The organism is Neorhizobium puerariae (assembly GCF_042429745.1).
GTDB lineage: Bacteria > Pseudomonadota > Alphaproteobacteria > Rhizobiales > Rhizobiaceae > Neorhizobium > Neorhizobium puerariae.
Genome location: NZ_JBHMAA010000036.1, coordinates 20,512 through 45,985 on the forward strand (window position 1 = coordinate 20,512; position 25,474 = coordinate 45,985).

The window sequence follows — 25,474 nt, forward strand, 5'->3', positions numbered from 1 at the left end:
GAATATCCCCTCACTCCGAATCGAGCATTTCCCGGACCGCCACCGCGAGCTGTTTCAGCGAGAAAGGCTTCGGCAGGAAACCAAACTTCGCATCGGCCGGAAGGTTGCGGGCAAACGCGTCCTCGGCATAACCGGAAACGAAGATGAACTTCAGGTCCGGATAGGATTTGCGCAGTTCGGCAAGCAATGTCGGACCGTCCATCTCGGGCATGACGACGTCGGAGACGACGATGTCGACCTTTCCCTCCAGCTCTTCCATGATATCGAGAGCCTCGGTGCCCGACCCGGCCTCATGGACCGTATAACCGCGCGTCTCCAGCATGCGCTTGCCGCCGCGCCGGACCGCTTCCTCATCCTCGACCAGCAGCACGACCGCCGAATTGCCGGTAAGATCCAGGTCTTCCGCGGGCGGCTTCGATACGACCGGCGCCGCAACCGCCTGGCCGCCCGTCCCGCCGGCATTGTCGACCCGCGCGGTCTCCTGCGTGGAAGCCGGAGCCTCGGCGACATGACGCGGCAGGAAAATCCTGAAGCTCGTGCCGCGGCCGACCTCGGATTCCGGATAGATGTATCCTCCGGACTGCTTGACGATCCCGTACACCATGGAAAGGCCGAGGCCTGTCCCCTTGCCCACCTCCTTGGTGGTGAAGAAAGGCTCGAAGATCTTGTCCATGATCTCGGAGGAAATCCCCGTGCCTGTGTCGGAGACCTCCACCATCACGAAATCCTCCGCAGGCAGGTCCGCCTGATGGAAGCCCGCGGCCTCCTGTGCGGAAACGTTGCGGGTCTTGATCAGGATCGTGCCGCCCTGGGGCATGGCATCGCGGGCATTGACGCAGAGATTGATCAATACCTGCTCGAACTGCGAGAGATCCGTGCGCACCGGCCAGAGATCCCGCCCGTAATCCACCTCCAGCTTCACATTCGTGCCGGAAATCAGCCGGTCGACCAGCATGCGCAGGTCTCCGACGACATCGGTGAGGTTCAGCACCGCCGGCCGCATGGTCTGCTTGCGCGAGAAGGCCAGAAGCTGGCGGACCAGAACGGCCGCGCGGTTGGCGTTGCGCTTGATCTCCATCAGGTCCGCGAAACTCGCGTCGGAGGGGCGCGCCTGGAGAAGAAGATGATCGGAGGAGAGCAGGATCGCGGTGAGCACGTTGTTGAAATCGTGCGCGATGCCGCCCGCCAGCGTGCCCACCGCATTGAGCTTCTGGGTCTGCGCCATCTGGGTCTCGAGCGCCTTCTGCTCGGTGGTCTCGACGGCGTAGACGATCGCCGCCTCTTCAGGCGCCTCGTCGCTCTCGTCGACTACCGCGTTCACATAGAAACGCATGTAGCGGTTCTCATCGCCCGGATGGCGCGAATCGATCGGCGCGATGTCGCCCTGCCTGTCCTTGGCCTCGGCCAGCGCCTGCATGAGCTGCTGGCGCGAATTCTCATGCACGATGCGCTCCAGTTCCACGCCCGTCTCGACGTCATCGCGCGAAACCACGCCGGCAAACAGTTTCAGGAACGGCGCGTTGATGCGCAGGATCTTGCCTTCGCCATCCACCGAGGCGATCGCCATGGGCGTATTGTTGAAGAACCGCGTGAAGCGCATGGCCGAAGCCGACTGGTCGCCCTCGCCGCCCTTCGGGCGCGCCAGCACGATCGTGCGGCTTTCGCCCGGCGCCCCGTCGCGGGTGGCGCTGACGCTATGAACCAGGCGCACCGGCAGGCTCTGGCCGTTGGTGCGGCGCAGGTCGAGATCGAGCGTCTCGGTGCGCTGCAGGCCCGGTGCGGCCTGCACCGACTGGATCAGCGCCATGCCCTCGCCCGCCACGAGATCCGAGATCGTCGTCGAGCGCGGCACGAACTTGGTGAGATCGATGCCCAGCCATTCGGCCAGCGTGGCGTTGAGATAGAAGATCTCGCCCTTCTTGCCGGCGGAAAAGAAGCCGGCCGGAGCATGGTCGAGATAATCGATGGCGTTCTGCAATTCACGGAAGAAGCGCTCCTGGTCCTCGCGCTCGGAGGTTATGTCGGTGATCTGCCAGATATCGAGCTGATCCTTGCCGGCAGGTCCGAGCAGCCGCGCCTTCAGGCGATACCAGTGCGCGCCGGAGCCGTTGCCGGTCGCGCGGCCGATCGGCTGCAGGAGCCGGAACTCCTCGTGGCCTTCGCGTCCCTCGCGCAGGGCGGTGGTAAGCCGGTAAAGCGCTTCCGTCGATTCGCGGGTCTTGGAAAGCAACGCTTCGAGGGACTGCACGTTGCTCGCCTTGGTCGCTCCCGTCATCCTGCCATAGGCCGCATTGGCATAAAGGATGCGCCCCTTCGGATCGGTGATCAGGATTCCATCCGGATGGCTGGCGAGAAACCCGCGCGCCAGTTCGTCGGACCGCGACTGCGGCATGACCTCGACAAGGCCGATCAGCGAAGACACCAGAAAGAATATGCCGACCATGGCGAGAATGCCGAGCAGACCAAGCACGACCTCGTTGGTCAGCGCATGCTGGAACAGCACGAAACCGGCGGCCACGCCGCAGAGAACGAGCGCCAGAAGAACGATCCGGATGATGGTGCCGCCGCGCGCCCCGCGCTCCACCAGAGGCGCCTCGTAGTTGCCGCCTTGCTGCAACTTCGTCATCAATTCCTCGCATTTCGGCCGGTGCCGCGGCCATGGACATCCACGGGAAAATCCCGCGATTCCTTCTTAGCAAGTTGCAGGTAAAGCAAAAAGCTCCGCAAGGCCACAAAACCCGGGACAGTTTCGCAGAGCGACCTATCTTTGTCATCCAATCCCGCTTTTCGAGGCGGGACAATGGCCGCAGGCGCTTGCTTCGGCAGGAAAAAAGTCGTCTTTTACGGCGGCGTTCACATGAGGAGTGGCAAGAGATGTTCGAAGACCTGTTGGGCGCCTATAGCAGCCGCCTCGTGATCGCGGTCCTTGGTGTCGGCGTCGCTCTTCTCCTGCTCGTCGCCGCGCTCTGGATGATCCGCGGCCGCAATGGCCCCTCGCCCTTCGTGCGCGGCGGCAAGAATCGCCAGCCGCGGCTGCAGGTGCTGGATGCGGCAGCCGTCGACACGCGCCGACGGCTGGTTCTCGTCCGGCGCGACAACGTCGAGCATCTGATCATGATCGGCGGACCGACCGATATCGTCATCGAAAGCGGCATTTCGCCTGTCGCGCCCGGCGCAGCCGTAGCAATCCCTTCCGCCCCTTCCGCCTTGGACCGCCCGGTTCCCAGAGAGAGCGCGGTTGCCGTTGCTCCGGCTGCCGAACCGCGAGCCGCCGCGATCCAGCGGCCTGCGGCACCGGAACCGCGTATCGAACCGGCCAGAGAAAATCCTGTCGCCCGCGAAGCATTGCGGCCCGCGCCCGCCGTGACGCCTTCCGCCCCTGCGCAGGTCTCCGGACAGGTCCCGGCAGGCGCGACCGCGCCTCCGCGGCCCGCATCACCTGTCGCCGTCGCAGCGGCAGCCGAGCCGCCAGTCCGCCAGGCGCCGGACGTGAAACCGGAACCCTTGCGGCCCATCGCAGCGCTCGCCGCCGCCGCAACAGCCGCTCATTCCCTGGACAATGCCGCCAACGTGCTGGACGCAGCCCGTGGACGCGTTCTGCAGGATGCGCCGGAGCCGCGCGTCGTGCCCGTCAACGCCGCAGCGGTCAATCCCGCAACGGCCCCCCCCGCGCTCCAGCCGGCGGCCGAAAAACCGAAACAGCTCGGCGGCGATTTCGAACGTATCCTCGAACAGGAAATGGCCAGCAACCTCGCAGCCCGCGAGACGGCGGCCCTCCCGCAGCCGAACCGCCAGCTGCCGCCGCGCGATCCGACCGTGCCTGCCGTCACCGGGGCTTCGCCGGAACCTTCCCTGCAGGCGGAAGTCGCCCGCATCTTCGGCGAAATGTCCGTCAGCCGCGACAAATAGGCGGTGCCCGGCGCGCCGGTCCTGCGCCAGCAAAGCAAGTCTTCCGCCAACAAAAAAGGCACGGGGGACCGTGCCTTGAAGTCTTTATTTCAGATGAATCCCGAAATTATTCGTCCCGGTAAACCTTTTCGCGGCGCTCGTGACGTTCCTGCGCCTCGATCGACAAGGTGGCGATCGGACGCGCGTCAAGACGCTTGAGGCCGATCGGCTCGCCGGTTTCCTCGCAATATCCGTAGGTGCCGTCTTCGATACGCTGAAGGGCTGCATCGATCTTGGCAATCAGCTTGCGCTGGCGGTCGCGGGCGCGAAGTTCGATGGCCCTGTCGGTTTCGGAGGAGGCCCGGTCGGCAAGATCGGGATGGTTCGCGCTTTCTTCCGCCAGATGGTCCAGCGTTTCGCGCGCTTCTCTCAGGATGTCATTCTTCCAAGCAATCAGCTTCGCCCGGAAATACGCTTTCTGATTTGCATTCATGAACTCGTCGTCTTCCGAGAGCACATAATTGCTAAGATCGATCTTCTCACTCAACGCGATTCTCCTGAAGAACATCTCATGCGGCGCCTCTATATCCCATTCGCCCATGCCGATTCAAGCCTTGCCGCCTAGCATCAAGGCATTTTTAAAACTGTCACAAAAATCGGCTAAACGGCTATTTTTTAAGCTTTTATTTCCGATCATCAGTATTCCCGCTCCAAGTTCCTCCAAACGGCACGGCATCATCCGGAAGCATTTCGGGTAGTTGACGAGCATCCCGTCGAAAGGCTACCCATCCATTCGAATTTCCGAAATCCTGGCGCCGGGCATGACGACGATCAATCCTCCTCCTTCCCGCATCTACCTCCTGCGCCATGCCAAGTCGGGCTGGGCGGAGCCGGGACAGCACGATTTCGATCGCGCGCTCGACAACCAGGGCTTTGCCGAGGCGGAAATCGTCGCTGACAAGGCGGCCGACAGGAACTACGCGCCCGATATTGTCATCAGCTCGACCGCCGTGCGCTGCCGCCAGACGGCCGAGGCGATCCGTCGCGCGATCAACGAGGCGATCGAGCCGGTCTATGTCGATGAGCTCTACAATGGCTCGCTCGGCACCTATCTCGCCGTCCTCGAAGGCCAGAAGGACAGTACCTCGGTCATGCTGATCGGCCACAATCCGACCATGGAAGAAGTGCTGGAAGCGTTGATCGGCGCCGACCAGATGATGGCTGCCATTCCGAGCGGCTATCCGCCCGCCGGCCTTGCCGTACTCGACTATCGCGGCGTCGTCTCCGGTTCGGAGGCCGGCTGGGTGCTGGTCGATTTCATAACCGCCTGAGATGCGCCTCGCCTTTTCAGTGCCGACGGCGCTTCCTATATAGGCGAAAAACCTGGACCCGGAACGACGCCTTGCCGCCTTCGCTCACCAGCCTCACCGACGACGCACGCATTGCGCTCGACAATATCGCCGACCGGGCTTCCGGTCTTGTGAATCCCACCATCAGGCTCGGCGTCACGGGCCTGTCGCGCGCCGGCAAGACGGTCTTCATCTCGTCGCTCGTCCATAACCTTTTGAACGGCGGACGGCTGCCGCTCCTGGAGGCGGTGCGCTCCGGCCGGGTCTCGGCCGCGCGGCTCGAGCCGCAGCCGGACGATGCGATCCCGCGGTTTCAGTACGAGGACCATATCCAGGCGCTGGTGCGCGACCGGATCTGGCCGGATTCGACCCGCGCCATCTCGGAACTGCGCGTCACCCTGGATTATCAGAGCGCCAGCGGCTGGAACCGCATGTTCTCGCGCGGCCAGCTTTCGATCGACATCGTCGACTACCCCGGCGAATGGTTGCTCGACCTGCCGCTGCTTGCACAGGATTTCCGCGAATTCAGCGAAAATACCGCAACCCTTGCGGAGACCGGCATCCGCAAGGAATTGTCGCGGGAATGGCTGGCGCTGGCTGCGAGCATCGACATGGACGCGCCGGCGGACGAGATGACGGCGCGGCGTCTTTCGGAAGCGTTTGCCGCCTATCTGAAGGCCTGCAAGTCGGATGAACGTTCGCTCTCCACGCTGCCGCCCGGCCGTTTCCTGATGCCCGGCGACCTGGAAGGATCGCCCGCGCTCACATTTGCCCCCCTGCCGAACGTTCCGGCGACCAAGGCCCCGAAGGGGTCGCTCCGCGCCATGATGGAGCGGCGCTACGACGCCTACAGGAACATCGTGGTGAAACCCTTCTTCCGCGAGCATTTCGCCCGGCTCGACCGTCAGATCGTGCTGATCGACGCGCTGCAGGCGCTCAATCGCGGTCCGGAAGCCGTGCAGGATCTCGAAAGGGCGCTGACCGATGTGCTCGCCTGTTTCCGCCCCGGCCGCAACAGCCTCTTCTCGTCGCTCGTCGGCCGGAGGATCGACAAGGTCCTCGTCGCCGCCACCAAGGCCGACCACCTGCATCACGAAAGCCATGACCGGCTGGAAAGGCTGACGGCCCGGCTGGTCGATCGCGCCATCCGGCGGATCGGCATGGCCGGCGCGGGCATCGAGGTGATGGCGATCGCTTCCGTGCGCGCCACGCGGGAAGCCACGGTCAAGGAAGGCAACCACGTTCTGCCGGTCATCGTCGGCACGCCGATGGCCGGCGAAACCATCAACGGTGAAAGCTTCGATGGAAACCGGAAAACTGCGATATTTCCCGGTGACTTGCCGGAAAATCCCGAAGCACTGTTTCAACATCTCGATTCTCCCGACGCCGAACTTCCGGAGATCAATATCGTTCGTTTCCGCCCTCCCGCGCTCGAAGAGGCCAATGGCGGCCTGAAACTTTCGGTGCCGCATATCCGGCTCGACCGCGCCATGCAGTTCCTGTTCGGAGACCGCCTCGCATGAGACCTCCCGAAACCTCCCAGAACGGCAAGCGCCGCCCCGCCTCGTTCTCTGTCGAGGAGGAACCGGCCCCGGCGACCGGGCGAGCCGTTGCGGCGCGCCGCAGCCCGCGCAGTTTCGAGGACGGCGTCGTCATCACCCCGGATGCGGAGGACCCGTTCCTGACGTCGTCCGAGCTTGCCGCCGACACGATCCCGATTGCCTCGCCCCGGGCGCGCAGGAAGTTCTCCTTCGTGAACCTGGCGATCGCGGCCTTCGGCACATTCCTCTCGCTTGCCTTCGGCCTGTGGGCCGACCGCGTCATCCGCGATCTCTTCTCCCGTGCCGACTGGCTCGGTTATGCGGCCCTGATCGCGCTCGGGCTCGGATTGCTTGCTGTCGTGGTGATCGTCGGCCGCGAGATCTTCGGCCTGATGCGCCTTTCCGCCGTCCAGACCCTGAAGGCCGAAGCGGAGGGCGCCATTCTCTCCCCTCACCCGGACGGCGCGCGCGCGGTCGTCGCCAAACTGGTGAAGCTCCTCAGCCACCGCGCGGAGACGGCCAGGGGCCGCGCCGAACTCGATGCCACGAAGGATGACATCATCGACGGCCCGCAGCTGATCGAGCTTGCCGAGCGCGAGCTTCTGGCACCTCTCGACCGCAAGGCCCGCGCTCTCATTCTCGGCTCCTCCAAGCGCGTTTCGATCGTCACGGCGGTCAGTCCGCGCGCAATCGTCGACCTTGCCTATGTGCTCTTCGAGGTGACCCGGCTGATCCGCGCCATGGCCGAACTCTATGGCGGCCGGCCCGGCACGCTCGGCCTCGCCCGCCTGATGCGCGATGTGATCGCCCATCTCGCCGTGACGGGATCGATCGCCGTCGGCGACGGGCTTGCCCAGCAGGTGCTCGGCCAGGGACTTGCCTCCAAACTGTCGAAGCGATTGGGCGAAGGCGTGATCAACGGATTGCTTACAGCCCGAATCGGCATCGCAGCCATGGACCTCTGCCGGCCGTTGCCGTTCCGCGCCGTCAAACGCCCCGGAATCGGCGATTTCATCTCGGATATCGCGGCTGTCGGCGGACGGAAAGAGGACGAATAGGCAGGTCGCGGACCACCGCCAACCGGCCTTGGATACCAGTCGTTAACCATTCCCGCCTAAATTACGGGGCACTTAAAGTTGCTGCCTGACAAGGGAAAGTTCATGTATCCGCGCTTCTTTTCGCTTCTCGGCGGCCTCGCCGCCCTGACTGTTGCAGCCACATCGGCCATGACCCCGCAAGCAGAAGCCGCTCCTCGCGACAAGGCCTTCTTCCAGTCGGTCGCGGGGATATGGAAAGGCCCGGGCGAAATCGTCGCCGGCAAATACAAGGGCACCAAGTTCAACTGCAACCTGACCGGCGCCCCGTCTCCCGACGGCGATGTCGGCATCAAGCTCGACGGCACATGCCGCGTCGGCGTCTTCCAGCAGCCCATGTCGGCGGTCATCACCCAGACCGGACGCGGTTATACCGGCAAGTTCCTCGACGGCGCCGAAGGCAAAGGGCTGGACATCGTTTCCGGCTCCGTCAACGGCGACAAGGTCGTGATGGGCATCAACCGCAATCAGCTCAACGGCGCGATGGTTGCGAGCCTGCGGGGCGAAAACAAGATGAACATCACCATTTCCGTCAAGGTCGAGGACCAGATGGTTCCGGTGATCGGGCTCTCCCTCGACCGGGATCTGGATTCCATCGCCGTCGGATCGATCGACCAGTAACAGGCAGAAGCGGGGCGTTCAGGCGCTCCGCCACCAATCCCTGTCGGCCTGCGCAACCTTGATGCCGGCCGTATCGATACTCTGCAGCCAATCACTTACCTTGCGCCCCTTCACGGCAAGTTCCGGCGCGATATCGGCAAGGGGCTGCAGGACAAAGCCGCGTTCGGTCATGCGCGGGTGCGGCACTTCCAGTTTTTCCGTCTTCCGCTCGTGCGCCCCGTAGATCAGGATATCGATGTCAATGGTGCGCGGCCCCCAGCGCTCCAGCCGAATTCGCTTCATGCCGCGCTCGATCGACAGGCAGACGTCGAGAAGTTCCCCGGGCTCCAGGGAGGTTTCCACCAGAGCGCAGCAATTGAAGAAATCCGCCTGATCCGTCTTTCCCCACGGCGGCGTCGAATAGAGTTTCGAGACGGCGAGAACGCGGCAGTCCTCGCGTTGATCGAGCAGCCGGAGGGCTTCTCCCATGGCCGCCGGCGGGTCGCCGATATTGCCACCGAGCCCCAGCGCGGCGACCTCGAAAACCTTGTCAGGCGAAATGCTCAACGCGCACCTCCGCATAGTCCAGGATGCCCGGGATGGGTACGCTCGGCTTGCGCACGGTGATGTCGGCCCGCCTGATCTGCGGCGACCAGGCACAGAGCGCCTTGGCGATATCCTTCGCAAGGGTCTCGATCAGGTTGCGGCGGCTCTGCGTCACGACCTTCTCGACGATCCCATAGGCGATGCCGTAATGGACCGTGCTCTCGACATCGTCCTTCTCGAGCGCTTCGTCCGCCTCCACATGCATCACCACATCGACGAAGAACCGCTGGCCGAGCGTCGCTTCCTGCTCGAAGGCGCCGTGCTTCGCATAGAAGCCGCAATTCTTCAGCGTGATCGTATAGGTGCCCATCAACCGTCCCCCTTCTTTTCGCAGGCATTGACGACGGCCAGCACGGCATCCGCCATCAGAAGCGCATCGCGATTGGCCGCGACATTGTGGACGCGGAAGATCGCCGCCCCCGCAAGCCGCAGGATGGCCGTCGTCGCGGCGGTCGCGACATCGCGCTCATCCGGCCTTTCTCGCCCCGTGACGGCGCCGATGAAGCGCTTTCGGGACGTGCCGGCAAGCAGCGGGAAGCCCAGCCGGTGCAATTCCGCGAAACGCGCCATCAGTTCCATGTCGTCGCCGCGGTCCTTGGCAAAGCCGAAGCCGGGATCGAGCATGATCGCATCGTCCGCAATTCCGGCGGAGCGGGCCAGCCCGAGCGACCGGGTGAGGAAAAACGCCTGGTCGTCGATCCGGTCGGCGCGCTTTTCCTCTTCGCGTCCGCGGCCCGTATGCATGATGCAGATACCCGCTCCGGTCGCGGCGACAACGGCGGCGATCGCCGGCTCGCGCTGCAGACCGTGCACGTCGTTGACGATATGGGCGCCCGCTTCCACGGCGAGCCTCGCCGTCTCGGCGCGGTAGGTGTCGATGGAAATCAGGGCATCCGTCGCCGCCGAGAGTTTTTCGATGACCGGCAGGACACGGTCCTGCTCTTCCAAGGCGGTCACCTCCGCGGCGCCCGGCCGTGTCGACTCGCCGCCGATGTCGAGAATCACAGCCCCTTCCCGGACACAGGCAAGCGCATGGGCCACGGCGGCGTCGACGCCCGCGTGGCGACCGCCGTCGGAAAAGGAATCGGGCGTGACGTTGACGATCGCCATGATGTGGCCATGCGGGCCGAGTTCGAGGGCACGACCCCGCCCGACGCGCCATGTGCTGTTGCGCCGCGATATCACCGGCCGTCCATCTGTCACAGGGTAACGCAAAATTTCATGCCTTTCTGTTGCGCTCCGGTTGGCTATGCCCCAAGGTCCCCATAAGTTCAACGTCGCAGGCCATAGAATGTTTTCAATGCGCGGAGTCCGCCGGCTTTTCGGTGCAATTCTTCTCCTCTGCGTGATCCCGGCGACGGCCTCGGCCGAGCCTGTCATCAGCAAGACCTATTCCTATTTCCGGATCGGCGGGCGCACCGCCGAAGATCTCGACAAGGAACTCGAGAAACGGGGGCCGACCACCCGCACGACCGGGCATCGCCATCCGGGCGCGACCGAGATCAAGTTCGGCGGCGACGTCACCTATGTGGAAAAAGGCGGCCGCTGCTCGATCGGCGGCGCGCGCGTGACATTGCGCACCCGCATCATCCTGCCTCGCTGGGGCAACCGCAGCCGTGCCAGCGCCGACCTCGGCTTCATCTGGGACACGCTGTCGACCGATATAAAACGGCATGAGGAACGGCACGCGGAGATCGCCCGCAACCACGCCCGCCAGCTCGAACGGGAACTGCTGGCGCTCCCCTCGAACAGGAACTGCGACGCCCTGGAGAAACAGGTGGCGGAAACCACGCGCCAGATCCTCGAGGCCCATGACCGGGAGCAATTGCGCTTCGACCGGGTCGAGGCGACGAATTTCGATGCGCGGATGATGCGCCTTCTGCAATACAACATGCAGCGCAAGGGCAAATAAGCCCGCCTCACCGCTGGATCGTCGCGCCACCCCAAGGCTTTTGCGAGACTTGCGTCGCATCTCGTCAATGACGGGTGATTTATCGTGATGGCCTAAAACACGAATCTCGTATACAAGGTAAGTCATGGCTGATCCATTCCGGCCCCGAACGACGAAACGGACGGGATGGATCACAACGAGATCAGCGTGCTTTTCCGGCCCGGCCGATGTGTTCCACGCAGTTGCTTCAGGCGTTCCCGAGTCACGGTCCCTGTTTCAGTTCTCCTGGCGCGTCTTCAAGCCGCAGGTGTTTCCTCCCTCGCCTGCGGTGATGCGCCCGCCTCGCCTCGCTTGCCGCTTATGCGCAGCGAGGCTTCTTTTTGAACCGTGGCCTGGAAACGGGAAATCAGCCCTGCCGCTCGGGCACGTTGACCACGAGCCCGTCAAGTTCGGGCTTCACCTTGATCTGACAGGAAAGCCGGGAATTCGGCTTCACGTCGAAGGCGAAGTCGAGCATGTCCTCCTCCATCGGGGCCGGAGGTCCCACCTTCTCCGTCCAGTCTTCGTCGACATAGACATGACAGGTGGCACAGGCACAGGCGCCGCCGCATTCCGCTTCGATGCCGGGAACGGAATTGCGAACCGCATTCTCCATAACGGTGGAGCCGGGCTCGGCGTCGATATCGAAGCGCGTTCCGTCGTAGGCAACGATCGTCAGTTTCGTCATGATGTTGGAAATCCGGAATGTTGAAGGGTTGCAGCTCTTATCTAAGCGCGCTGTCTTCCGATAAAACCCCGGCGCAGTCAACTTTTTCGGGCGCCACGGGCTGTTCCAGAGGCGCCCCCAGCAGAAAATCAATGCCCTTAGCGGCAGAGCTTATTAATGAAGTTCTCGACTTCCACCACGGCCGCGCCGACTGCGGCTTTCAGGGCCGCATCCGCGCCGTTGTTTTCAAGCTTCTCGGCCGCGGCGGAAACCTGGAAGGCGCCGACGGCGCCGGCGGCGCCCTTCAGGCGATGAGCGAGTGCCACGGTCGCCGCTGCATCGGCGCCGGCCATGTCCTGCAGCGCGTGCCGCGCCTGGCGGGCGAACATCTGCAGCACTTCCACTTCGAGCGCCTTGTCGCCCATGGTCTGGGTCGCCAGGTGGACGAGGTCGATCGGGCGCTGGTGCGAAGGGCAAGCGCCCTGGTGGTTTTCAGGTGCTTCGAACGCGATACGAACGGCTGCCATTGCCATGGACCTATTTTTCCCTATTGTTCTTCCGGAATGTCCCGAATTGTGCGGGGCATGCGCCGCTATCCCGTTAAATTTCGGCACAATCTGGGCCGGAATCTTCCCATATGGTTAATTTCTGCTAAGCTCCCGGGATTTTAGGGCTTTTGCATCTTCTCATGGTTTAAATTCTGTTAACAACTTTTGGCGCCCCCGGTCGCGGGAGGGCGTTTTAATTGTGCCAGATGGATGAATGTGCCACTACAGTACGACTAGGGTGGCGGGGAATATTCTCCCCTTGCCCCGGATGGCAGATTGGTAAGCTTTCGTTATCATCCGTTTGAAAGAACGGCCGTCCGACATGAGAGTGAACAGGAAATCCGGGTTCCATGAGGGGATGCGGGATTTCCGGCAGGCAATATCCCGTCTTTCGGCCTGCAGGCGGCAGGACGTCGGATGGGGTGGCCGGGCGAGTATGTAACGAGGCGTAACCGCATGGCAAAGAAAACCAGCAGCGAGTCGATCGATGAGACGGCGTTCCAGGCGTTGGAAGATGCTCTGAAGATCAATTTCAACGACGAGACGCCGCGCCCCAAATCAGCGCCCCATGCCTCGGAGGCCAGAGTGTCAGACACATCCAAGCCGCGTCAGGCTTCCTCGCAAGATCAGGATGACGCGCCCGATTCCTTCAAGGCGGCCGTCTCCGAGGCCGCCGCCAGGTCTCCGACTTTCCAGCCCGCCAATGATGCCGGCCGGCGCAGCACCACCGCCATCCTCAGGACGCTCGAAGGCGGCGCGATGCGCTCGGCCATCCGCAATGCCGTGATCCTGTCCATCCTGTGGGCGGTCGCCGGCATCGGCCTCGGCCAGCTCATCTACGGCAACCAGCTCTGGCAGATCACCTCCGTCGAAGGCGTGCTTGCCGCACCCGGCATCGTCGCGCTGGCCGTCGGCATCCTCATTCCGATCATGCTCTTCTTCGCCTTCGCCATCATGATGGCGCGCGCGCAGGACCTGCGGAACGCCGCCCGCTCCATGGCCGAGGTGGCGCTTCGCCTTTCCGAGCCGGAGACCGTCGCTTCCGAACGCATCATGAGCGTCGGCCAGGCCGTTCGCCGTGAAGTCTCGGCGATGAACGAAGGCATCGAACGCACCATCGCGCGCGCCGCCGAGCTTGAAACGCTCGTCCATTCGGAAGTCAACGCGCTGGAGCGCAGCTTCACCGACAACGAATTGCGCGTGCGCGGGCTCGTGCATGAACTCGGCGCCGAACGCGACGCGATCGTCAATCATGCCGAGCGCATCCGCTCCTCGATCGTCGGCGCGCACGACCAGCTCAAGGAAGAACTGTCGCTGGCGACCGAGGAGATTTCCATCCGCCTCGCGACCTCGGGCGAGGCCTTCGCCTCGATGATCGACACGCGCGCAGCCACGCTGATGGAGAAATCCAATACCGCGGGCGAAGCTCTCGGCACGCTGCTCAGCAACAAGGCGGAGAGCCTGCTGCAGACCCTGAACTCCTCGGGCTTTGCGCTGGCCCACGAGTTCGACGAGCGGATGGAGCAGATCACGTCCGTGCTTTCGCAGCGCGGCCAGGCGCTGCTGAACGAGTTCCAGACCCGGGCCTCCACGCTCGACGCCAATACGGAAAAGCTGAACGCGGCGCTTGCCGACCGCACCCGCCAGCTCAACGAAACCCTGCTTGCCCGCACCCGCGAGATCACCGAGGGCCTGACCGACAGCGAAAGGACGCTCACCGGCTCCCTCGACGGCATCCTCGCCGCGCTCAACAGCTCGCTCGACGAGAAGAGCTCTTCGTTCCGCCAGAGCCTCCAGAGCACCGTCGACGACGTGGTCATGGATCTCGACATGCGTTCCGGCTTCTTCGAGGAACGGCTGCAGGCCACGGTCGGCCAGCTCAGCACGACTTTCGATGAGAGCATCTCGCAGTTCACGTCGGCGTTCGACCAGCGGGCCGGCACGCTCGACAGCAAGCTCATGGACAGCCTTGCCCGCATCAACGAGACCGTGGCGAGCGGCTCGGAATCGATCGAGAACATCCTCGGCTCCAGCATCGAGCGCATCAGTTCCTCGCTGACCGACCAGTCGCTCGCGCTGGCGACGACGCTGGGAACCGGCCAGGAAGTGCTCGATTCCATGCTCGAAAGCCGCTCTCGCGAACTTTCGGACGCTCTGACGGCACGCAGCGGCGAAATCCAGGACACCCTCGCCTCCCGCGCCGCCGAGATTCACACCGTTCTCGGATCGCGCGTCGGCGAGCTTCAGGATACGTTCGCGAACGCCCATCAGGCGATCGACGGCGCGCTCGCATCCCATGCCGCCGGCATCCAGAGCACATTTGCGTCGCGTACCGGCGAGATTCAGGATTCGCTTGCAAGCGCGCACCAGACCATCGATGGCACGCTCGCATCCCATGCGGCTGGAATCCAGAACGTGCTCGGATCGCGCGTCGGGGAGATCCGGGACTCGCTTGCAACCGCCCATCAGGCGATCGACGGCACGCTCTCATCCCATGCCGCCGGCATCCAGAGCACGCTCGGATCAGGCGTCGGCGAGCTTCAAGAAGGGCTTGCGAATGCACGGCAGGCGATCGACGGCCTGTTCAGCGAAAGCGGCAGCAACCTTCTCAACACGCTTTCGGAAAACCAGACCAGGTTCGAGCAGGGGCTGGCGATCCGTTCGGGTGCGATCATCGCGGCCCTTTCCGGCAGCCACGACCATCTGACCGAGGTGCTGGGCCAGAAGACCGCGGCGCTCGACGCGCTGATGTCCAATGCGCCGGAGCGCCTGGCCGGCATGTTCGACGAACGGGCGGAGCACATTGCCCGCACGCTCACCGAAAGCGAACAGCGGATCAGCGGCGATCTCGGCCGCCATGCCTTGGAGATGCAGGCGTCGCTCGACACCAATCGCGAGCGGATTTCCGAAATCCTTCAGGACAAGTCGATGGAAATCGCCACGTCCTTCGCGCTCGGCGAGGATCGCCTCACCGGCACGCTCGATGAGAAGGCGGAAGCCCTCGCCCGCACGCTCTCGGATACGGAACAGCGGATCGGCAGCGATCTCGGCCGCCGGACGTCCGAAATCCATGAGGCGCTGAATACCAACCGCGACAAGCTCGCCGAAATCCTCGACGACAAGTCGATGGAGATCGCGACCGCCTTCGCGCTTGGCGAGGACCGTCTCACCGGCATGCTCGATGAGAAGGCAACGGCATTCGCGGGCGCGCTCGCCGACGCGGACGGCCGCATCGAGCAATCCTTCGCCGCGCGGACGGAAGCCATTCGCAACGCCTATGCGGACAATCAGCTCAACCTCGACCTGGCGCTCGAGAACCGCACCGCGGAGCTGTCGCGTCTCCTGGAAACGGGTGGGGAACGCCTCGAACACGCCGTGGGAGGCGCCGCCAACCGCATCGAAAATGCGCTGGCAGATGGAGCACACCGCTTCGAAACCGGCATGACCGACGGACTGGAGCGCATGGAGGCCGTGCTCGGCTCCACGCAGGAACGTATCGCCGCCACGATCGGCCTTGGGCATCAGCAGATGGAAGCGACGCTGGGTTCCGGCCACGATCAGCTCCGCGAGACGCTCGATGAGCGCACCGGCATGATCGCCTCGACGCTCGGCGAGGCGCAGAACCAGATCGGCAGCCTGATGAACGACCAGGCGACGTCTCTCAGCACGTCGATCGCCGCCAGCGCCGGCATGCTGGAAATGTCGCTGGAAGGCCATCAGAGTGCCTTGAAGGGCGCCATCGACACGGCCGGTCAGTCGCTGGAAGAACGCCTGCGCGACAATGTCGGCACGCTCGCCACCCGGCTTTCCGATGCCGCCGGCGAGATCGGCCGGTCGGCGGACGCCTTCTCCAACCGCATCCGCCAGACCGTGGGCGGAGTTCAGGAAGCGCTCGAAGAAACCGGCGGGCGCATCGAATCCACCTTCGGCGGCCTGGAAGGCCGCATCCGCGACGAGATCCTCAGCGCGACCCAGCTTGTCGACACCGCCGGGAGCACGCTTTCCGAAGCGCTCGGCAGCCGTGCCGCCGAATTCGGCCGTGTGGCCGGGGAAGCGACGGACCGGATCGAAGAAACCATGGACAGCCGCACCGCCCGCATCGAAGAACGGCTCGGCACGATCGACCGTGCGCTGACCATCGGTCTCGACAACGTGACCAAGACGATCGAAGGTAAAGCCGTCGGTCTCGCCTCGACGTTGCGCGAGGCCGTCAGCGCCGCCGCCCAGAGCATGGATGCGGAAGCCACCCGCTCGGCCGAAGTGCTTGCCCGCGCCGGCGCGGAATTCACCGAGGAGCTGACCACCCGCAACAGCGAGTTCACCAAGGCGATCGAGGAACGCTCCACGCAGATCGTCGGACGGATATCGGAAACGCAGAACCGGCTCGCCGGTCAGGCCGCAACCGTGGCCCATGCCTTCTCCGAGGCCGGCAACGCGATCGTCAACAAGGTGGCGGAAGCCGACAGCCTGGTGAAACGCCAGGTCACGGCGATTTCCGAAGCGCTCGATGACGCGCAGAAGGCGCTCGGCTCACGCGGCGACGATATCCGCACCGCGCTGACCGAGACGGCAACCCAGCTCGACACCGCGATGGACGCCGTCGACCGGGCGCTTGCCGCACGCGGCGACGCCATCCGCTCGGCCCTCGATACCCGCGCCCGCGATCTGAACTCCATGCTCGCAAGCCGATCGGCCGAACTGGCGCGTCTTCTCGACGAAAAGGCGAAGCCGATCGTCGAGGAATATGCCGAAACCGGTCGCGCCGCCGTCGAACAGATCACGACCGCCGCCCAGCAGGGCGCCGAGCGCCTGACCTCGGCTGCGGAAGAGACGACCGCGCGGATTCGCGACGAGAACTCGGCGCTGATCGACGCGATCGCCGCCAGGACGAACGATACGCTCGCGGCAATCAGCCAGCGCACGGAAAATGCCGCAGGCACCATGCGCTACGTCGAACAGGGCCTTTCCGTCGCGGTCAACGGCCTCATCGACAAGCTGGCGGACAGCAATGCCAGCATCAGCGCACTGGTTCAGCAGGCGACGCAGGAGATCGGCACCAGCGCCGATACCGTCGTGGAACAGCTCGCGGAAGCCGACCGCAGGCTTGGCGCCACCGCCAGCCGCTTCACGCAGTCGGCCAGCCATGCCTCCGACATCGTTTCCAGCTCGACCCGCATGCTCGAAACCAATATCGAGCGCATGTCGGAAGTCTTCGGCCAGACGCTCGATCAGGTCGGCGGCATCGTCGGCCGCTTCGACGAGCATTCACGGGTTCTTTCCGAGGCGTCCGATCTCCTCGGCGCCGCCCAGTCCAACCTCGTAAGCACGCTCGACGAGCGCCAGAGCGCGTTGCGCAGCCTGGCAGGCGGCCTCGTCAAGCGTTCCGAAGAGATCGAAGGGACGATGCGCAGCCTGACGAACCTCGTCGACAGCGCGTTCGAGAAAGCGGAAGAGCGTTCCCTCCAGGTCGGTTCCCGCCTGCGCGAGAGCCTGCACGCCTCGTTCGCGGATATCGGCCGTACGCTGGGGGAAACCCAGCACCGCGCCGAAATCACCGCCGACGCGATGCGGGAGGCTCTGGTCAATGCCGGCGGAGAAGCCAACCGCTCCATCGAAGCGACCCTCTCCGACGCCGAAAAGCGCACCCGCGACCTGTCCGAACGGATGCGCGGAAGCATCGCGGCCTCGCTCGGTGACGTCGAGCGGCTGCTGTCGGACGCGACCAGCCGGTCCGGCAGCGCGGCCGAGCAGCTTCGCGACACACTGCGGGAATCGGTCGAGGAAGCAATCGGCCGCTTCTCCGGCGCGACGGAGGAAATCCGCCGTTCGGCACAGGATATCCGCCGCGAACTGGACGTCACCCGCTCGGAACTGAAGCGCGGCGCCTTCGATCTTCCCGAGGAAGCCAAGGAAAGTGCTGCCGCCATGCGCCGCGCGGTCGCCGAACAGATCAAGGCCCTGCAGGACATTTCCGCACTGGTCGGCCGTTCGACGCAGAATTTCGAAGTCTCCGAGGCATCGGCAGCCCGCCCGGCTCCGGCACCGCAGCCGGCGCGTCCGCAGCCCTCCGCTGCCGCGGCGATCCCGCAGCCCGCTCCGGCCGCACCACGCAACGATCCCTACGCCTCCGGTTCGTTGCGCGGGTCGCTCCCGCTCGACCGTCCGGCCTCCTCGCCGGCCCCGCGCGCGCAGGAACCGGCGCCCCGCGGCGGCAACGCGGGCGACGACGGATGGATCAGCAACCTGCTGCGCGGCGCCTCCCGCGATGAGGCCGCGCAGCAGGCTCCTGCCGCGCGCCAGCAGCAACCGACGCCGCGTGCGGCTGAACCGGCTCCAGCGCCGGCACCGCGCAGCAACGGCGACAACCGCAATCCGCGTCATATGGTCGAATCGCTGAATTCGCTTTCGGTCGATATCGCCCGCGCCATCGATCACGATGCTTCGGTCGACCTGTGGCGGCGCTACCAGCGTGGCGAACGCGACGTCTTCACCCGCCGCCTCTACACGCTGAAAGGCCAGCAGACCTTTGACGAGATCAAGCGCAAGTACGAACGGGAGCCGGAATTCCGCACCGCCGTCGATCGCTATATCGCCGATTTCGAGAAGCTGCTCGCAGACGTCGCCCGCACCGATCGCGACAAGACGGTGACGCAGAGCTACCTTACCTCGGATACGGGCAAGGTCTACACGATGCTCGCCCACGCCGCCGGCCGGTTCAGCTAAAAACCGGCCCAGGCCCGAGCCGAAACAGGCAAACGAAAAGGCCGCCCTTCGGGGCGGCCTTTTCGTTTCGATGAAAGAACTTGATCCGATGAAAGAATTTGGAAAGAGCCCGGCGTTCGAGGCTTGAACGCCCCCGGCGGGATCACATCGACTTCAGGGCCCAATCGACGATCTCGGCGCCGACCCTGGCAAAGGCCTTGTCCAGCGCCGTGATGAAATTGCGGTTCTCGGAGCCTGCAACGGGTACGGTCGCCCGGAAGACGCTCTGGGCGCGCACCGTGCCGTTGCGGTCGTTGAGAAGCTTTGCGGAAATCTCCACGTTCGCCACCCGCGGGCTGCCCGCCGTCACCTCGAAAGCGCGAATGTCGGTGACGACCTGATAGTCGATCGCCAGTCCCTGCCCCGGCTTGCCGACGCCGCCGAGCCGGCCGGAATTCTCGAAGGCTTCCACGAGCTTCGACTGGACGAGCGCCGGCAGGCGGTCTCCCCAGCGGGAATCGGCGAGATACTGGATTTCGGACGACGACACGCGCACGACCACCTGCTCGCTGTTCAGCAGCTTCAATGCCGTCGGCTCGGGGATGAGGACCTGCCTGTTGCGTGCGGAAGGCCCCTGCGCGGAGGGCGTTATCGACAGGTCGAACGTGTCGTTGTTCGCGCTGCTGCCGCAGCCGGTCACCAGCACCGCCATGAGCGGCAGTGCCGCGAGCAGAAACGGACGGCGGATCGCACGTCGCCGCAGGAACTCCGAACCGGTCATCAAACCCCCATTCTCCAGCACTGAACGCCCCATTTACCGCCGCGTCCTGCCATCATACTGCTTTACCGTCTCGCCACCGAAGATCAGCCGCTGCGGATTCTGATCGAAATTGTTGATCGTCTGGTCGAGCGACTGCACGGTCCGGCGCGCGTCGTTCACCAGCGTCTGGATGTCCCGCAGGCCGCTGGACGAGAAGCGCGACAGGTTGTCGGCAATCGGCCCGACACGGGCGTTGATATTGTCCGCAACGGTCCGGAAGGATTCGAGCGTCTTGCGAACCTCGACGAAAAGCCCCTGGGAATCGTCGCTCGATACCAAGCCATCCACCTTGGCGAGGATGCCGTCGACCCGGCTGGAGGCGTCGTTCAGCTTCCTGGCGAGTTCGGTGAAGTCGCCGATGGCCCGGTCGATATCTTCCTTGCGGTGAGCGAAATTATCCACGACGCTGCGCGCGGAGTTGACCGTCTGGCGGGCATCCTCGGAGGCGGCCGTGATGTTGCCGATGGTTGTCCGGACCTGATCCGGGTTGACGGAGCTCAAGACCGTATCCGCGCGCCTCAAGAGGGTCTGGGCGTCGGTTCCCGCCTGCTGGAAGCTGGCGGCGGCGTCCTTCACATTCGCCACCAGATCCCCGAAATTGTCTGAGGCGTTGGCGATATTGCGGGTGGCGCGCTCCGTGTTGGAAACGACGGCATTGATCTTTTCCGCGTCGATCGCGCTCACCAGCCGTTCGGCGGCCTCAAGCGTCGAGTTCAACGTTCCCGACACCCGGTCGATGGTGACCGAAAGCGTCGAGAGGCTGTTGAGGAACTTGTCGATACTGTCCGAATTCTGGGCGAGCGAGGACGTGAACGTCTCCACGTTGCGGATCGTCTGGGTGAGCGGCCCGCGCGCATCCGCCACGAACCCCTGGATATCCCCGATCGCCTGGTCCGCGCGCTGCAGGATCTTGTCGGCGGTCGCAAGCAGGTTCGTCACGCTCGACTGTTCGGCGATCAGTACGGCCGGCCGGCCGTTTTCCAGCGCCTTCTGGAGGATGTTCTCCTCCCCCTTGGCGCCGCCGGAAAGCTCGATATAGGCGGCGCCCGTCAGGCCCTGCACCTCAAGCCTCGCCTGGGTGGACTGATAGACCGGCGCGTCGGCCCTCACTTCCGTGAACGCGATCGAATAACGCGGGTCATCCGGGTCGATGCTGAGGCCGCGCACGGAACCCACCGCAATGCCGTTGAAGCGCACCGGAGACCCGATGGACAGGCCGTTCGCGGAGCCCGGAATGCGGATCGCCAGTTCGGCCGTCGGCCCGCCGCGGCCGGACTGGGCCATCCAGTAGACAAAGCCGAAGGCGGCTGCGATCACCAGCAGCGTGAAGAATCCGACAAGGGCGTAGTTGGCTCTGGTTTCCATGGATTACGTCACTTCTCTACTTCTGCAGCCGGCTGCTTTTCATGAATTACGACCGACCGCGCCCGCTTGCCTCGGAAATAGGACTGAACCCATGGATCGTCGCAGGCAAACATATCCTCAAGCGTACCTTCCACCAATACCCGTTTCTGGCCAAGCACAGCAATACGGTCGCAAACCGAAAAAAGGCTGTCGAGATCATGTGTTACCATGTAGACCGTGAGGCCCAGCGTATCGCGCAGCTTGGCAATCAGCGCGTCGAAATCGGCCGCTCCGATCGGGTCGAGACCGGAGGTCGGCTCATCGAGAAAAACCAGGGCCGGGTCGAGCGCCAGAGCGCGCGCGAGCGCAGCGCGCTTGATCATGCCGCCCGAAAGTTCCGACGGATACTTGTCGGCCGCATCCGGCGGCAGGCCGACCATCTCGACCTTCAGATAGGCGAGCTCATCCATCAGTTCCTGCGGCAGGTCGAGATATTCGCGCATCGGCAGTTGGATGTTCTCCTTCACCGTCAGCGCCGAAAAGAGCGCGCCGTGCTGAAAGAGGACGCCGAGTTGCATATCCACCATCATGCGCCCGTCTTCCGTGGCGTTGTCGTAGTCGACGCCCAGGATTTCGATCGTGCCGGACCGGTGCGGCAGCAGGCCGAGCACAGTCCGCATCAGCACGGATTTGCCGGTGCCGGAAGCCCCGACGAAACCGAGGATCTCGCCCCGGTAAACGTCGAGATCGAGCTTTTCGAGCACCAGCTTGTCGCCGAAGCCGACGGTCACGTCGCGCACCGACAGCACGATCTTCCGACCGTCCGGCTGATCCTTCGCATCGTTCAGAGGCATTTCTTCCAAGCCGCTCTCCATCAGAAATCGATCGCGGAATAGAAGATGGCGAAAAGCGCATCCATGAGGATGACGGCGAAGATCGCTTTCACCACCGACGTGGTGACATGCTGGCCGAGCGATTCGGCGCTGCCACCCACCTTCATGCCTTCGACGGCTGCGACGATGCCGATCGCCAGGGCCATGAACGGCGCCTTGATCATGCCGGAAGCCACCGACGTGTGGTCGATCGCCTCGTGCAGGCGCGACAGATAGGTATCGAACGTGATGCCGGAATAGGCCCAGGCCACGACAGCCGCCCCGACGAGGGCTGCGAAATTGGCAATGATCGTGAGAAGCGGCAAAGCCACCGTCAGCGCCACCAGCCGGGGAAAGATCAGCACCCCGACCGGATTGAGGCCGATGACGGTCAGCGCGTCGATCTCCTCGCGCATCTTCATCGAACCGATCTCGGCGGTGATCGCGCTTCCCGAACGGCCGGCGATCATGATCGCGGTCAGCAGCACGCCGATCTCACGCAATTGCAGGATGCCGACGAGGTCGACCACGAAGATTTCCGCGCCGAAATAGCGGAGCTGGAAGGCGCCCTGCTGGGCAATGATCGCACCGATCAGAAACGACATCAGCACGATGATCGGCACGGCGCGCACGCCCATGCGGTCGATATGGGTGACGACCGAGGCGGGCGACACGCCGGCGCCACGGCCGAGCTTCATCTGCGCGCCGCGAACCGCGGAGCCGAGAATGTGCATGGCGGCGTAGAAATCGCCGCCGAGACCGACCATGGCTTCTCCGGTCGGTGAAAAAAGGCGTTCGAACAACGTGCCTTTCTTGCTCCCGTCGGCCGGGGGGACCGGCGCTTTTTCCGGCAATACGCCGATCAGTTCCTGGATGGGGCCTTCGCCGCCGACCAGCACGGCCTCGCGGCCCTGTTCGCCCTTGGCCGTCAGAAGCCGGCGGACCAGCCATGCGCCGGCCGTGTCGATTCCGGCAATGCCGCTCAGGTCGATCTCCAGCCTGCCCTGCCCGCCGGCCTTTTCAAGCTTTTCGATATCCTTCAGGATTCCGGAAATCGTGGTGCCTCGCCAGTCGCCGCTCAGCGCATACCGTTCGCCGCCGCCGCCCATCATCTCCTCCGCTCTGATTTCGGCTGCCTTCGACGTCACGGCTGTCTTTCACGCTTGCAGGTCATGTGGAGTTCCAACGCCATGCGATTGATCGCATTTGCGAGACGCGCAATATAGCCGCCTCATAAGGATTTGCCACAACGGGACGCGTAAAACCATGGGCCGTCACCTCGAAGCCACAATCGAAACCTTCCCGATCGCCGGCAAGTTCACGATTTCACGCGGCTCCAAGACGCAAGCCGAGGTCATCACCTGCACGATCCACGAAGGCGGCGTCTCCGGGCGCGGCGAATGCGTTCCCTACAAGCGTTATGGCGAAAGCATGGAAGGGGTGATGGCGGATATACGATCGGTCGCCGACGCGATTCGCGACGGTTTGACGCGGGAAGAACTGCAGTCCCGGATGCAGCCGGGAGCGGCACGCAATGCGGTCGATTGCGCCCTCTGGGACCTTGACGCCAAACGGACAGGCAGGCGAGTCGCCGACGTGATCGGCGCGTCGCATACCAAACCGTTCGTCACGGCATTCACTCTGTCGCTCGGCGAACCGGAAGCCATGGCCGCCGAGGCCCGGAAGAACGCGGCGCGCCCGCTTCTCAAGATCAAACTCGGAACGGACAACGACGAGGCCCGGCTTCGCGCCGTCCGCGAGGCCGCGCCGGATTCGCGCATCATCGTCGATGCGAACGAGGGATGGACCGAGGACAACCTTGCCCATCATATGGCAATCGCTGCGGAAACCGGCGTATCGCTGATCGAACAGCCGCTGCCCGCCGGCAAGGACGGCGCGCTCTCGGGAATCCGCCGGCTGGTCTCCGTTTGCGCCGATGAGAGCGTGCATGCCACCAAGGACCTGCAAAACCTTCGGGACTGCTACGACGCCGTCAATATCAAGCTCGACAAGACCGGCGGCCTGACCGAGGCGCTCGCCATGAAGGCGGAGGCGCAGCGGCTCGGGTTCGCGGTGATGATCGGCTGCATGGTCGGCTCATCGCTCGCCATGGCGCCGGCCGTCCTGCTCGCCCAGGACGCCGACTATGCCGATCTCGACGGGCCGCTTCTGCTGGCCCGCGACCGCCCCGGCGGGCTCCTTTACGAAGGCTCGCTCGTCCACCCGCCGGAAGCCGGTCTCTGGGGCTGAAGCTGAAGCCTTGCCGCAAGCGCGATGATCGCAAGACCGGTCAGCGCAAGAACCGACATCGCGAGATAGCTCATCAGCCCGAATTGCCGATACAGCACGCCGGAGAGCAGGGTCGAAAGCGCCAGGAACAGGCCGTTGTAGAAGACATAGGCGCCCTGCATCGAGGACTCCTGGTCCTCGCGCACGGATTCCACCAGCCTGTGCTGCAGACCGATATGCACGAAGGCGAAACTGAAAGCATGCATGGCCTGTAGAACCACATAGCCCCAGAAGCCGAGCGGCATCGGAAACAGCGCCCAGCGGAGAACCGAAACCGCGCAGCCGATCCGCATCAGCGTCCAGGGCGCAATACGGCTCGCCAGCCAGCCGGTGGCAAAGAAGACCAGAATTTCCGAAACGACCGCGGCACTCCAGAGGATGCCGGTCGAGCCGCTCGAAAGCCCGATCTGCTGCCACTGGATGGTGCCGAACGCATACAGCATGCCATGGCTCGACTGGGCCACCGAGGCGCCGATCATCAGGACGTGCAGATCGAGCCGCTTCAGAGAACTCGGCTGCAGCGTCTTTTCGGTCCCCGGGCGCACCGCCGCCCGCCCCAGTCTTGGCGCCGCGAAGGCAGCCGCGACCGTCAGCAGGAAACCGGCCGCCATGGTCAACGGAACGACATGAAAGCCCCAGATGCCGAGCAGTTCGCCGGCGACGAGCGTCACCGCCACGAAGCCGATGGAACCCCAGACACGCATCGATCCGTATGGAAAGCCCCAGCGGCGCACGCCGGTCACCGCAATCGATTCGACGATCGGCGCATAAGGGGCGAAGACCGCCGACTGGATGCCGATAACCAGCAGAACGGACCAGAAGTCGCGGGTGAGAACCATGGCCAGGGCCGTCAGCAGCGAAAACGCGCCGGACCAGGCAAGTATCAGGGTCCGCTCGTTCAGGCGGTCGGCAAAAAAGCCGGCGACAGGCGCTGCGAGAACGCGCAGCAGGAGCTGCATCGCCAGGACGATGCCGATCTCGTATTCCGTAAAGGCAAGCCCGGCGAGCCAGACGGGCAGATAGGGCAGAATGACGCCATTCACCCCTAGCGGCGCTCCGTAGGCAAGGGCGCAGCGCAACTGAAAGAACGGAGACGCGCCAGGCGTCTTATTTGCGGGAATCACGATTTCACGGGTAGGTTGCTGAAACTGTCAGCTTACCTAACACAGCCTCCCGGCCCTGCCTATGGCAAGAAATGGCAGTCCGGTACGCTTTCCGCAGCAG

At 64.1% G+C, this 25,474-nt stretch carries 20 protein-coding genes; 8 read left to right on the forward strand and 12 right to left on the reverse strand.

Going from position 1 to position 25,474, the window contains the following annotated elements; all coding sequences use genetic code 11:
• Window positions 1–10: 10 nt before the first annotated feature.
• Window positions 11–2,626: a cell cycle histidine kinase CckA gene (gene cckA, locus ACFFP0_RS27370; protein WP_377265389.1), complete on the reverse strand. Its 2,616-nt coding sequence runs from the start codon at window positions 2,624–2,626 to the stop codon at window positions 11–13.
• Window positions 2,627–2,874: 248 nt separating this feature from the next.
• Between cckA and ACFFP0_RS27375 the strand changes: the two genes are divergently transcribed.
• Complete coding sequence (locus tag ACFFP0_RS27375) at window positions 2,875–3,909, forward strand: flagellar biosynthesis protein FliO (protein WP_377265390.1); 1,035 nt, start codon at window positions 2,875–2,877, stop codon at window positions 3,907–3,909.
• 106 nt (window positions 3,910–4,015) lie between these two features.
• On the opposite strand, the gene dksA is transcribed toward ACFFP0_RS27375, so the two are convergent.
• Window positions 4,016–4,435 (reverse strand): RNA polymerase-binding protein DksA, encoded by a 420-nt coding sequence (dksA, locus tag ACFFP0_RS27380; protein ID WP_085424344.1) that lies wholly within the window; start codon window positions 4,433–4,435, stop codon window positions 4,016–4,018.
• A 274-nt stretch (window positions 4,436–4,709) separates the two neighbouring features.
• Here dksA and ACFFP0_RS27385 point away from each other — a divergent pair, with 274 nt between their 5' ends.
• The 4 genes from ACFFP0_RS27385 to ACFFP0_RS27400 all read left to right on the forward strand — a co-directional run bounded on the left by ACFFP0_RS27385 (window position 4,710) and on the right by ACFFP0_RS27400 (window position 8,493).
• Entirely contained in the window at window positions 4,710–5,219 is a 510-nt protein-coding gene (locus ACFFP0_RS27385; RefSeq protein WP_377265391.1) for a SixA phosphatase family protein, read from the forward strand.
• Window positions 5,220–5,290: 71 nt separating this feature from the next.
• On the forward strand, window positions 5,291–6,760 hold the full coding sequence (locus tag ACFFP0_RS27390; protein ID WP_377265392.1) for a YcjX family GTP-binding protein: 1,470 nt from the start codon (window positions 5,291–5,293) through the stop codon (window positions 6,758–6,760).
• A complete protein-coding gene (locus ACFFP0_RS27395) occupies window positions 6,757–7,836 on the forward strand; it encodes a YcjF family protein (protein ID WP_377265393.1) in 1,080 nt (359 codons plus the stop codon). The genes ACFFP0_RS27390 and ACFFP0_RS27395 overlap by 4 nt, the downstream gene beginning before the upstream one ends.
• Before the next feature lie 102 nt (window positions 7,837–7,938).
• Entirely contained in the window at window positions 7,939–8,493 is a 555-nt protein-coding gene (locus ACFFP0_RS27400; RefSeq protein WP_377265394.1) for a hypothetical protein, read from the forward strand.
• A gap of 18 nt (window positions 8,494–8,511) precedes the next feature.
• Here ACFFP0_RS27400 and folK read toward each other — a convergent pair whose 3' ends face one another.
• Genes folK through folP form a run of 3 tightly spaced genes read right to left on the reverse strand, consistent with a single transcriptional unit; the run spans window position 8,512 to window position 10,263 of the window.
• Window positions 8,512–9,039 (reverse strand): 2-amino-4-hydroxy-6-hydroxymethyldihydropteridine diphosphokinase, encoded by a 528-nt coding sequence (gene folK, locus ACFFP0_RS27405; protein WP_377265395.1) that lies wholly within the window; start codon window positions 9,037–9,039, stop codon window positions 8,512–8,514.
• A complete protein-coding gene (gene folB / locus ACFFP0_RS27410; protein ID WP_377265396.1) occupies window positions 9,023–9,388 on the reverse strand; it encodes a dihydroneopterin aldolase in 366 nt (121 codons plus the stop codon). The genes folK and folB overlap by 17 nt, the downstream gene beginning before the upstream one ends.
• Window positions 9,388–10,263, reverse strand: a complete 876-nt coding sequence (folP, locus tag ACFFP0_RS27415) for a dihydropteroate synthase (protein WP_377265397.1) — start codon at window positions 10,261–10,263, stop codon at window positions 9,388–9,390. Before folP ends, folB begins: the two co-directional genes overlap by 1 nt.
• 106 nt (window positions 10,264–10,369) lie before the next feature.
• On the opposite strand from folP, the gene ACFFP0_RS27420 reads away from it, so the two are divergent.
• Complete coding sequence (locus ACFFP0_RS27420; RefSeq protein WP_377265398.1) at window positions 10,370–10,990, forward strand: DUF922 domain-containing Zn-dependent protease; 621 nt, start codon at window positions 10,370–10,372, stop codon at window positions 10,988–10,990.
• Between the two features lie 385 nt (window positions 10,991–11,375).
• Here the strand turns inward: ACFFP0_RS27420 and ACFFP0_RS27425 are convergent, their stop codons facing one another.
• Complete coding sequence (locus tag ACFFP0_RS27425) at window positions 11,376–11,696, reverse strand: 2Fe-2S iron-sulfur cluster-binding protein (protein ID WP_377265399.1); 321 nt, start codon at window positions 11,694–11,696, stop codon at window positions 11,376–11,378.
• A 137-nt stretch (window positions 11,697–11,833) separates the two neighbouring features.
• Window positions 11,834–12,202, reverse strand: a complete 369-nt coding sequence (locus ACFFP0_RS27430) for an Hpt domain-containing protein (RefSeq protein WP_377265500.1) — start codon at window positions 12,200–12,202, stop codon at window positions 11,834–11,836.
• Between the two features lie 477 nt (window positions 12,203–12,679).
• Between ACFFP0_RS27430 and ACFFP0_RS27435 the strand changes: the two genes are divergently transcribed.
• Window positions 12,680–18,946 (forward strand): apolipoprotein A-IV repeat region-like domain-containing protein, encoded by a 6,267-nt coding sequence (locus ACFFP0_RS27435; protein ID WP_377265400.1) that lies wholly within the window; start codon window positions 12,680–12,682, stop codon window positions 18,944–18,946.
• Window positions 18,947–19,088: 142 nt separating this feature from the next.
• On the opposite strand, the gene ACFFP0_RS27440 is transcribed toward ACFFP0_RS27435, so the two are convergent.
• From ACFFP0_RS27440 to ACFFP0_RS27455, 4 genes are read right to left on the reverse strand one after another with little or no spacing between them, the layout of a single operon-like run.
• Window positions 19,089–19,706, reverse strand: a complete 618-nt coding sequence (locus ACFFP0_RS27440; RefSeq protein ID WP_377265401.1) for an ABC-type transport auxiliary lipoprotein family protein — start codon at window positions 19,704–19,706, stop codon at window positions 19,089–19,091.
• A gap of 33 nt (window positions 19,707–19,739) precedes the next feature.
• On the reverse strand, window positions 19,740–21,110 hold the full coding sequence (locus ACFFP0_RS27445; protein WP_377265402.1) for an MlaD family protein: 1,371 nt from the start codon (window positions 21,108–21,110) through the stop codon (window positions 19,740–19,742).
• Between the two features lie 8 nt (window positions 21,111–21,118).
• The gene (locus tag ACFFP0_RS27450; RefSeq protein WP_377265501.1) at window positions 21,119–21,943 is read right to left on the reverse strand and encodes an ABC transporter ATP-binding protein; all 825 of its coding nucleotides are present in this window, start codon (window positions 21,941–21,943) and stop codon (window positions 21,119–21,121) included.
• A 20-nt stretch (window positions 21,944–21,963) separates the two neighbouring features.
• Window positions 21,964–23,073, reverse strand: a complete 1,110-nt coding sequence (locus ACFFP0_RS27455; RefSeq protein ID WP_377265502.1) for an ABC transporter permease — start codon at window positions 23,071–23,073, stop codon at window positions 21,964–21,966.
• A 154-nt stretch (window positions 23,074–23,227) separates the two neighbouring features.
• Between ACFFP0_RS27455 and dgcA the strand changes: the two genes are divergently transcribed.
• The gene (gene dgcA / locus ACFFP0_RS27460) at window positions 23,228–24,211 is read left to right on the forward strand and encodes an N-acetyl-D-Glu racemase DgcA (RefSeq protein WP_377265403.1); all 984 of its coding nucleotides are present in this window, start codon (window positions 23,228–23,230) and stop codon (window positions 24,209–24,211) included.
• Here dgcA and ACFFP0_RS27465 read toward each other — a convergent pair.
• Window positions 24,163–25,374: an MFS transporter gene (locus ACFFP0_RS27465; protein ID WP_377265404.1), complete on the reverse strand. Its 1,212-nt coding sequence runs from the start codon at window positions 25,372–25,374 to the stop codon at window positions 24,163–24,165. The two genes, dgcA and ACFFP0_RS27465, sit on opposite strands and share 49 nt — an antisense overlap.
• Window positions 25,375–25,474 lie beyond the last annotated feature (100 nt).

Coding starts and splice junctions, on each gene's coding strand:
- cckA (WP_377265389.1), bottom strand. CDS start 2,626: ATGACGAAGTTGCAGCAAGGCGGCAACTACGAGGCGCCTCTGGTGGAG.
- ACFFP0_RS27375 (WP_377265390.1), top strand. CDS start 2,875: ATGTTCGAAGACCTGTTGGGCGCCTATAGCAGCCGCCTCGTGATCGCG.
- ACFFP0_RS27385 (WP_377265391.1), top strand. CDS start 4,710: ATGACGACGATCAATCCTCCTCCTTCCCGCATCTACCTCCTGCGCCAT.
- ACFFP0_RS27395 (WP_377265393.1), top strand. CDS start 6,757: ATGAGACCTCCCGAAACCTCCCAGAACGGCAAGCGCCGCCCCGCCTCG.
- ACFFP0_RS27400 (WP_377265394.1), top strand. CDS start 7,939: ATGTATCCGCGCTTCTTTTCGCTTCTCGGCGGCCTCGCCGCCCTGACT.
- folB (WP_377265396.1), bottom strand. CDS start 9,388: ATGGGCACCTATACGATCACGCTGAAGAATTGCGGCTTCTATGCGAAG.
- ACFFP0_RS27420 (WP_377265398.1), top strand. CDS start 10,370: ATGTTTTCAATGCGCGGAGTCCGCCGGCTTTTCGGTGCAATTCTTCTC.
- ACFFP0_RS27425 (WP_377265399.1), bottom strand. CDS start 11,696: ATGACGAAACTGACGATCGTTGCCTACGACGGAACGCGCTTCGATATC.
- ACFFP0_RS27430 (WP_377265500.1), bottom strand. CDS start 12,202: ATGGCAGCCGTTCGTATCGCGTTCGAAGCACCTGAAAACCACCAGGGC.
- ACFFP0_RS27435 (WP_377265400.1), top strand. CDS start 12,680: ATGGCAAAGAAAACCAGCAGCGAGTCGATCGATGAGACGGCGTTCCAG.
- ACFFP0_RS27440 (WP_377265401.1), bottom strand. CDS start 19,706: ATGACCGGTTCGGAGTTCCTGCGGCGACGTGCGATCCGCCGTCCGTTT.
- ACFFP0_RS27445 (WP_377265402.1), bottom strand. CDS start 21,110: ATGGAAACCAGAGCCAACTACGCCCTTGTCGGATTCTTCACGCTGCTG.
- ACFFP0_RS27450 (WP_377265501.1), bottom strand. CDS start 21,943: ATGCCTCTGAACGATGCGAAGGATCAGCCGGACGGTCGGAAGATCGTG.
- ACFFP0_RS27455 (WP_377265502.1), bottom strand. CDS start 23,073: ATGATGGGCGGCGGCGGCGAACGGTATGCGCTGAGCGGCGACTGGCGA.
- dgcA (WP_377265403.1), top strand. CDS start 23,228: ATGGGCCGTCACCTCGAAGCCACAATCGAAACCTTCCCGATCGCCGGC.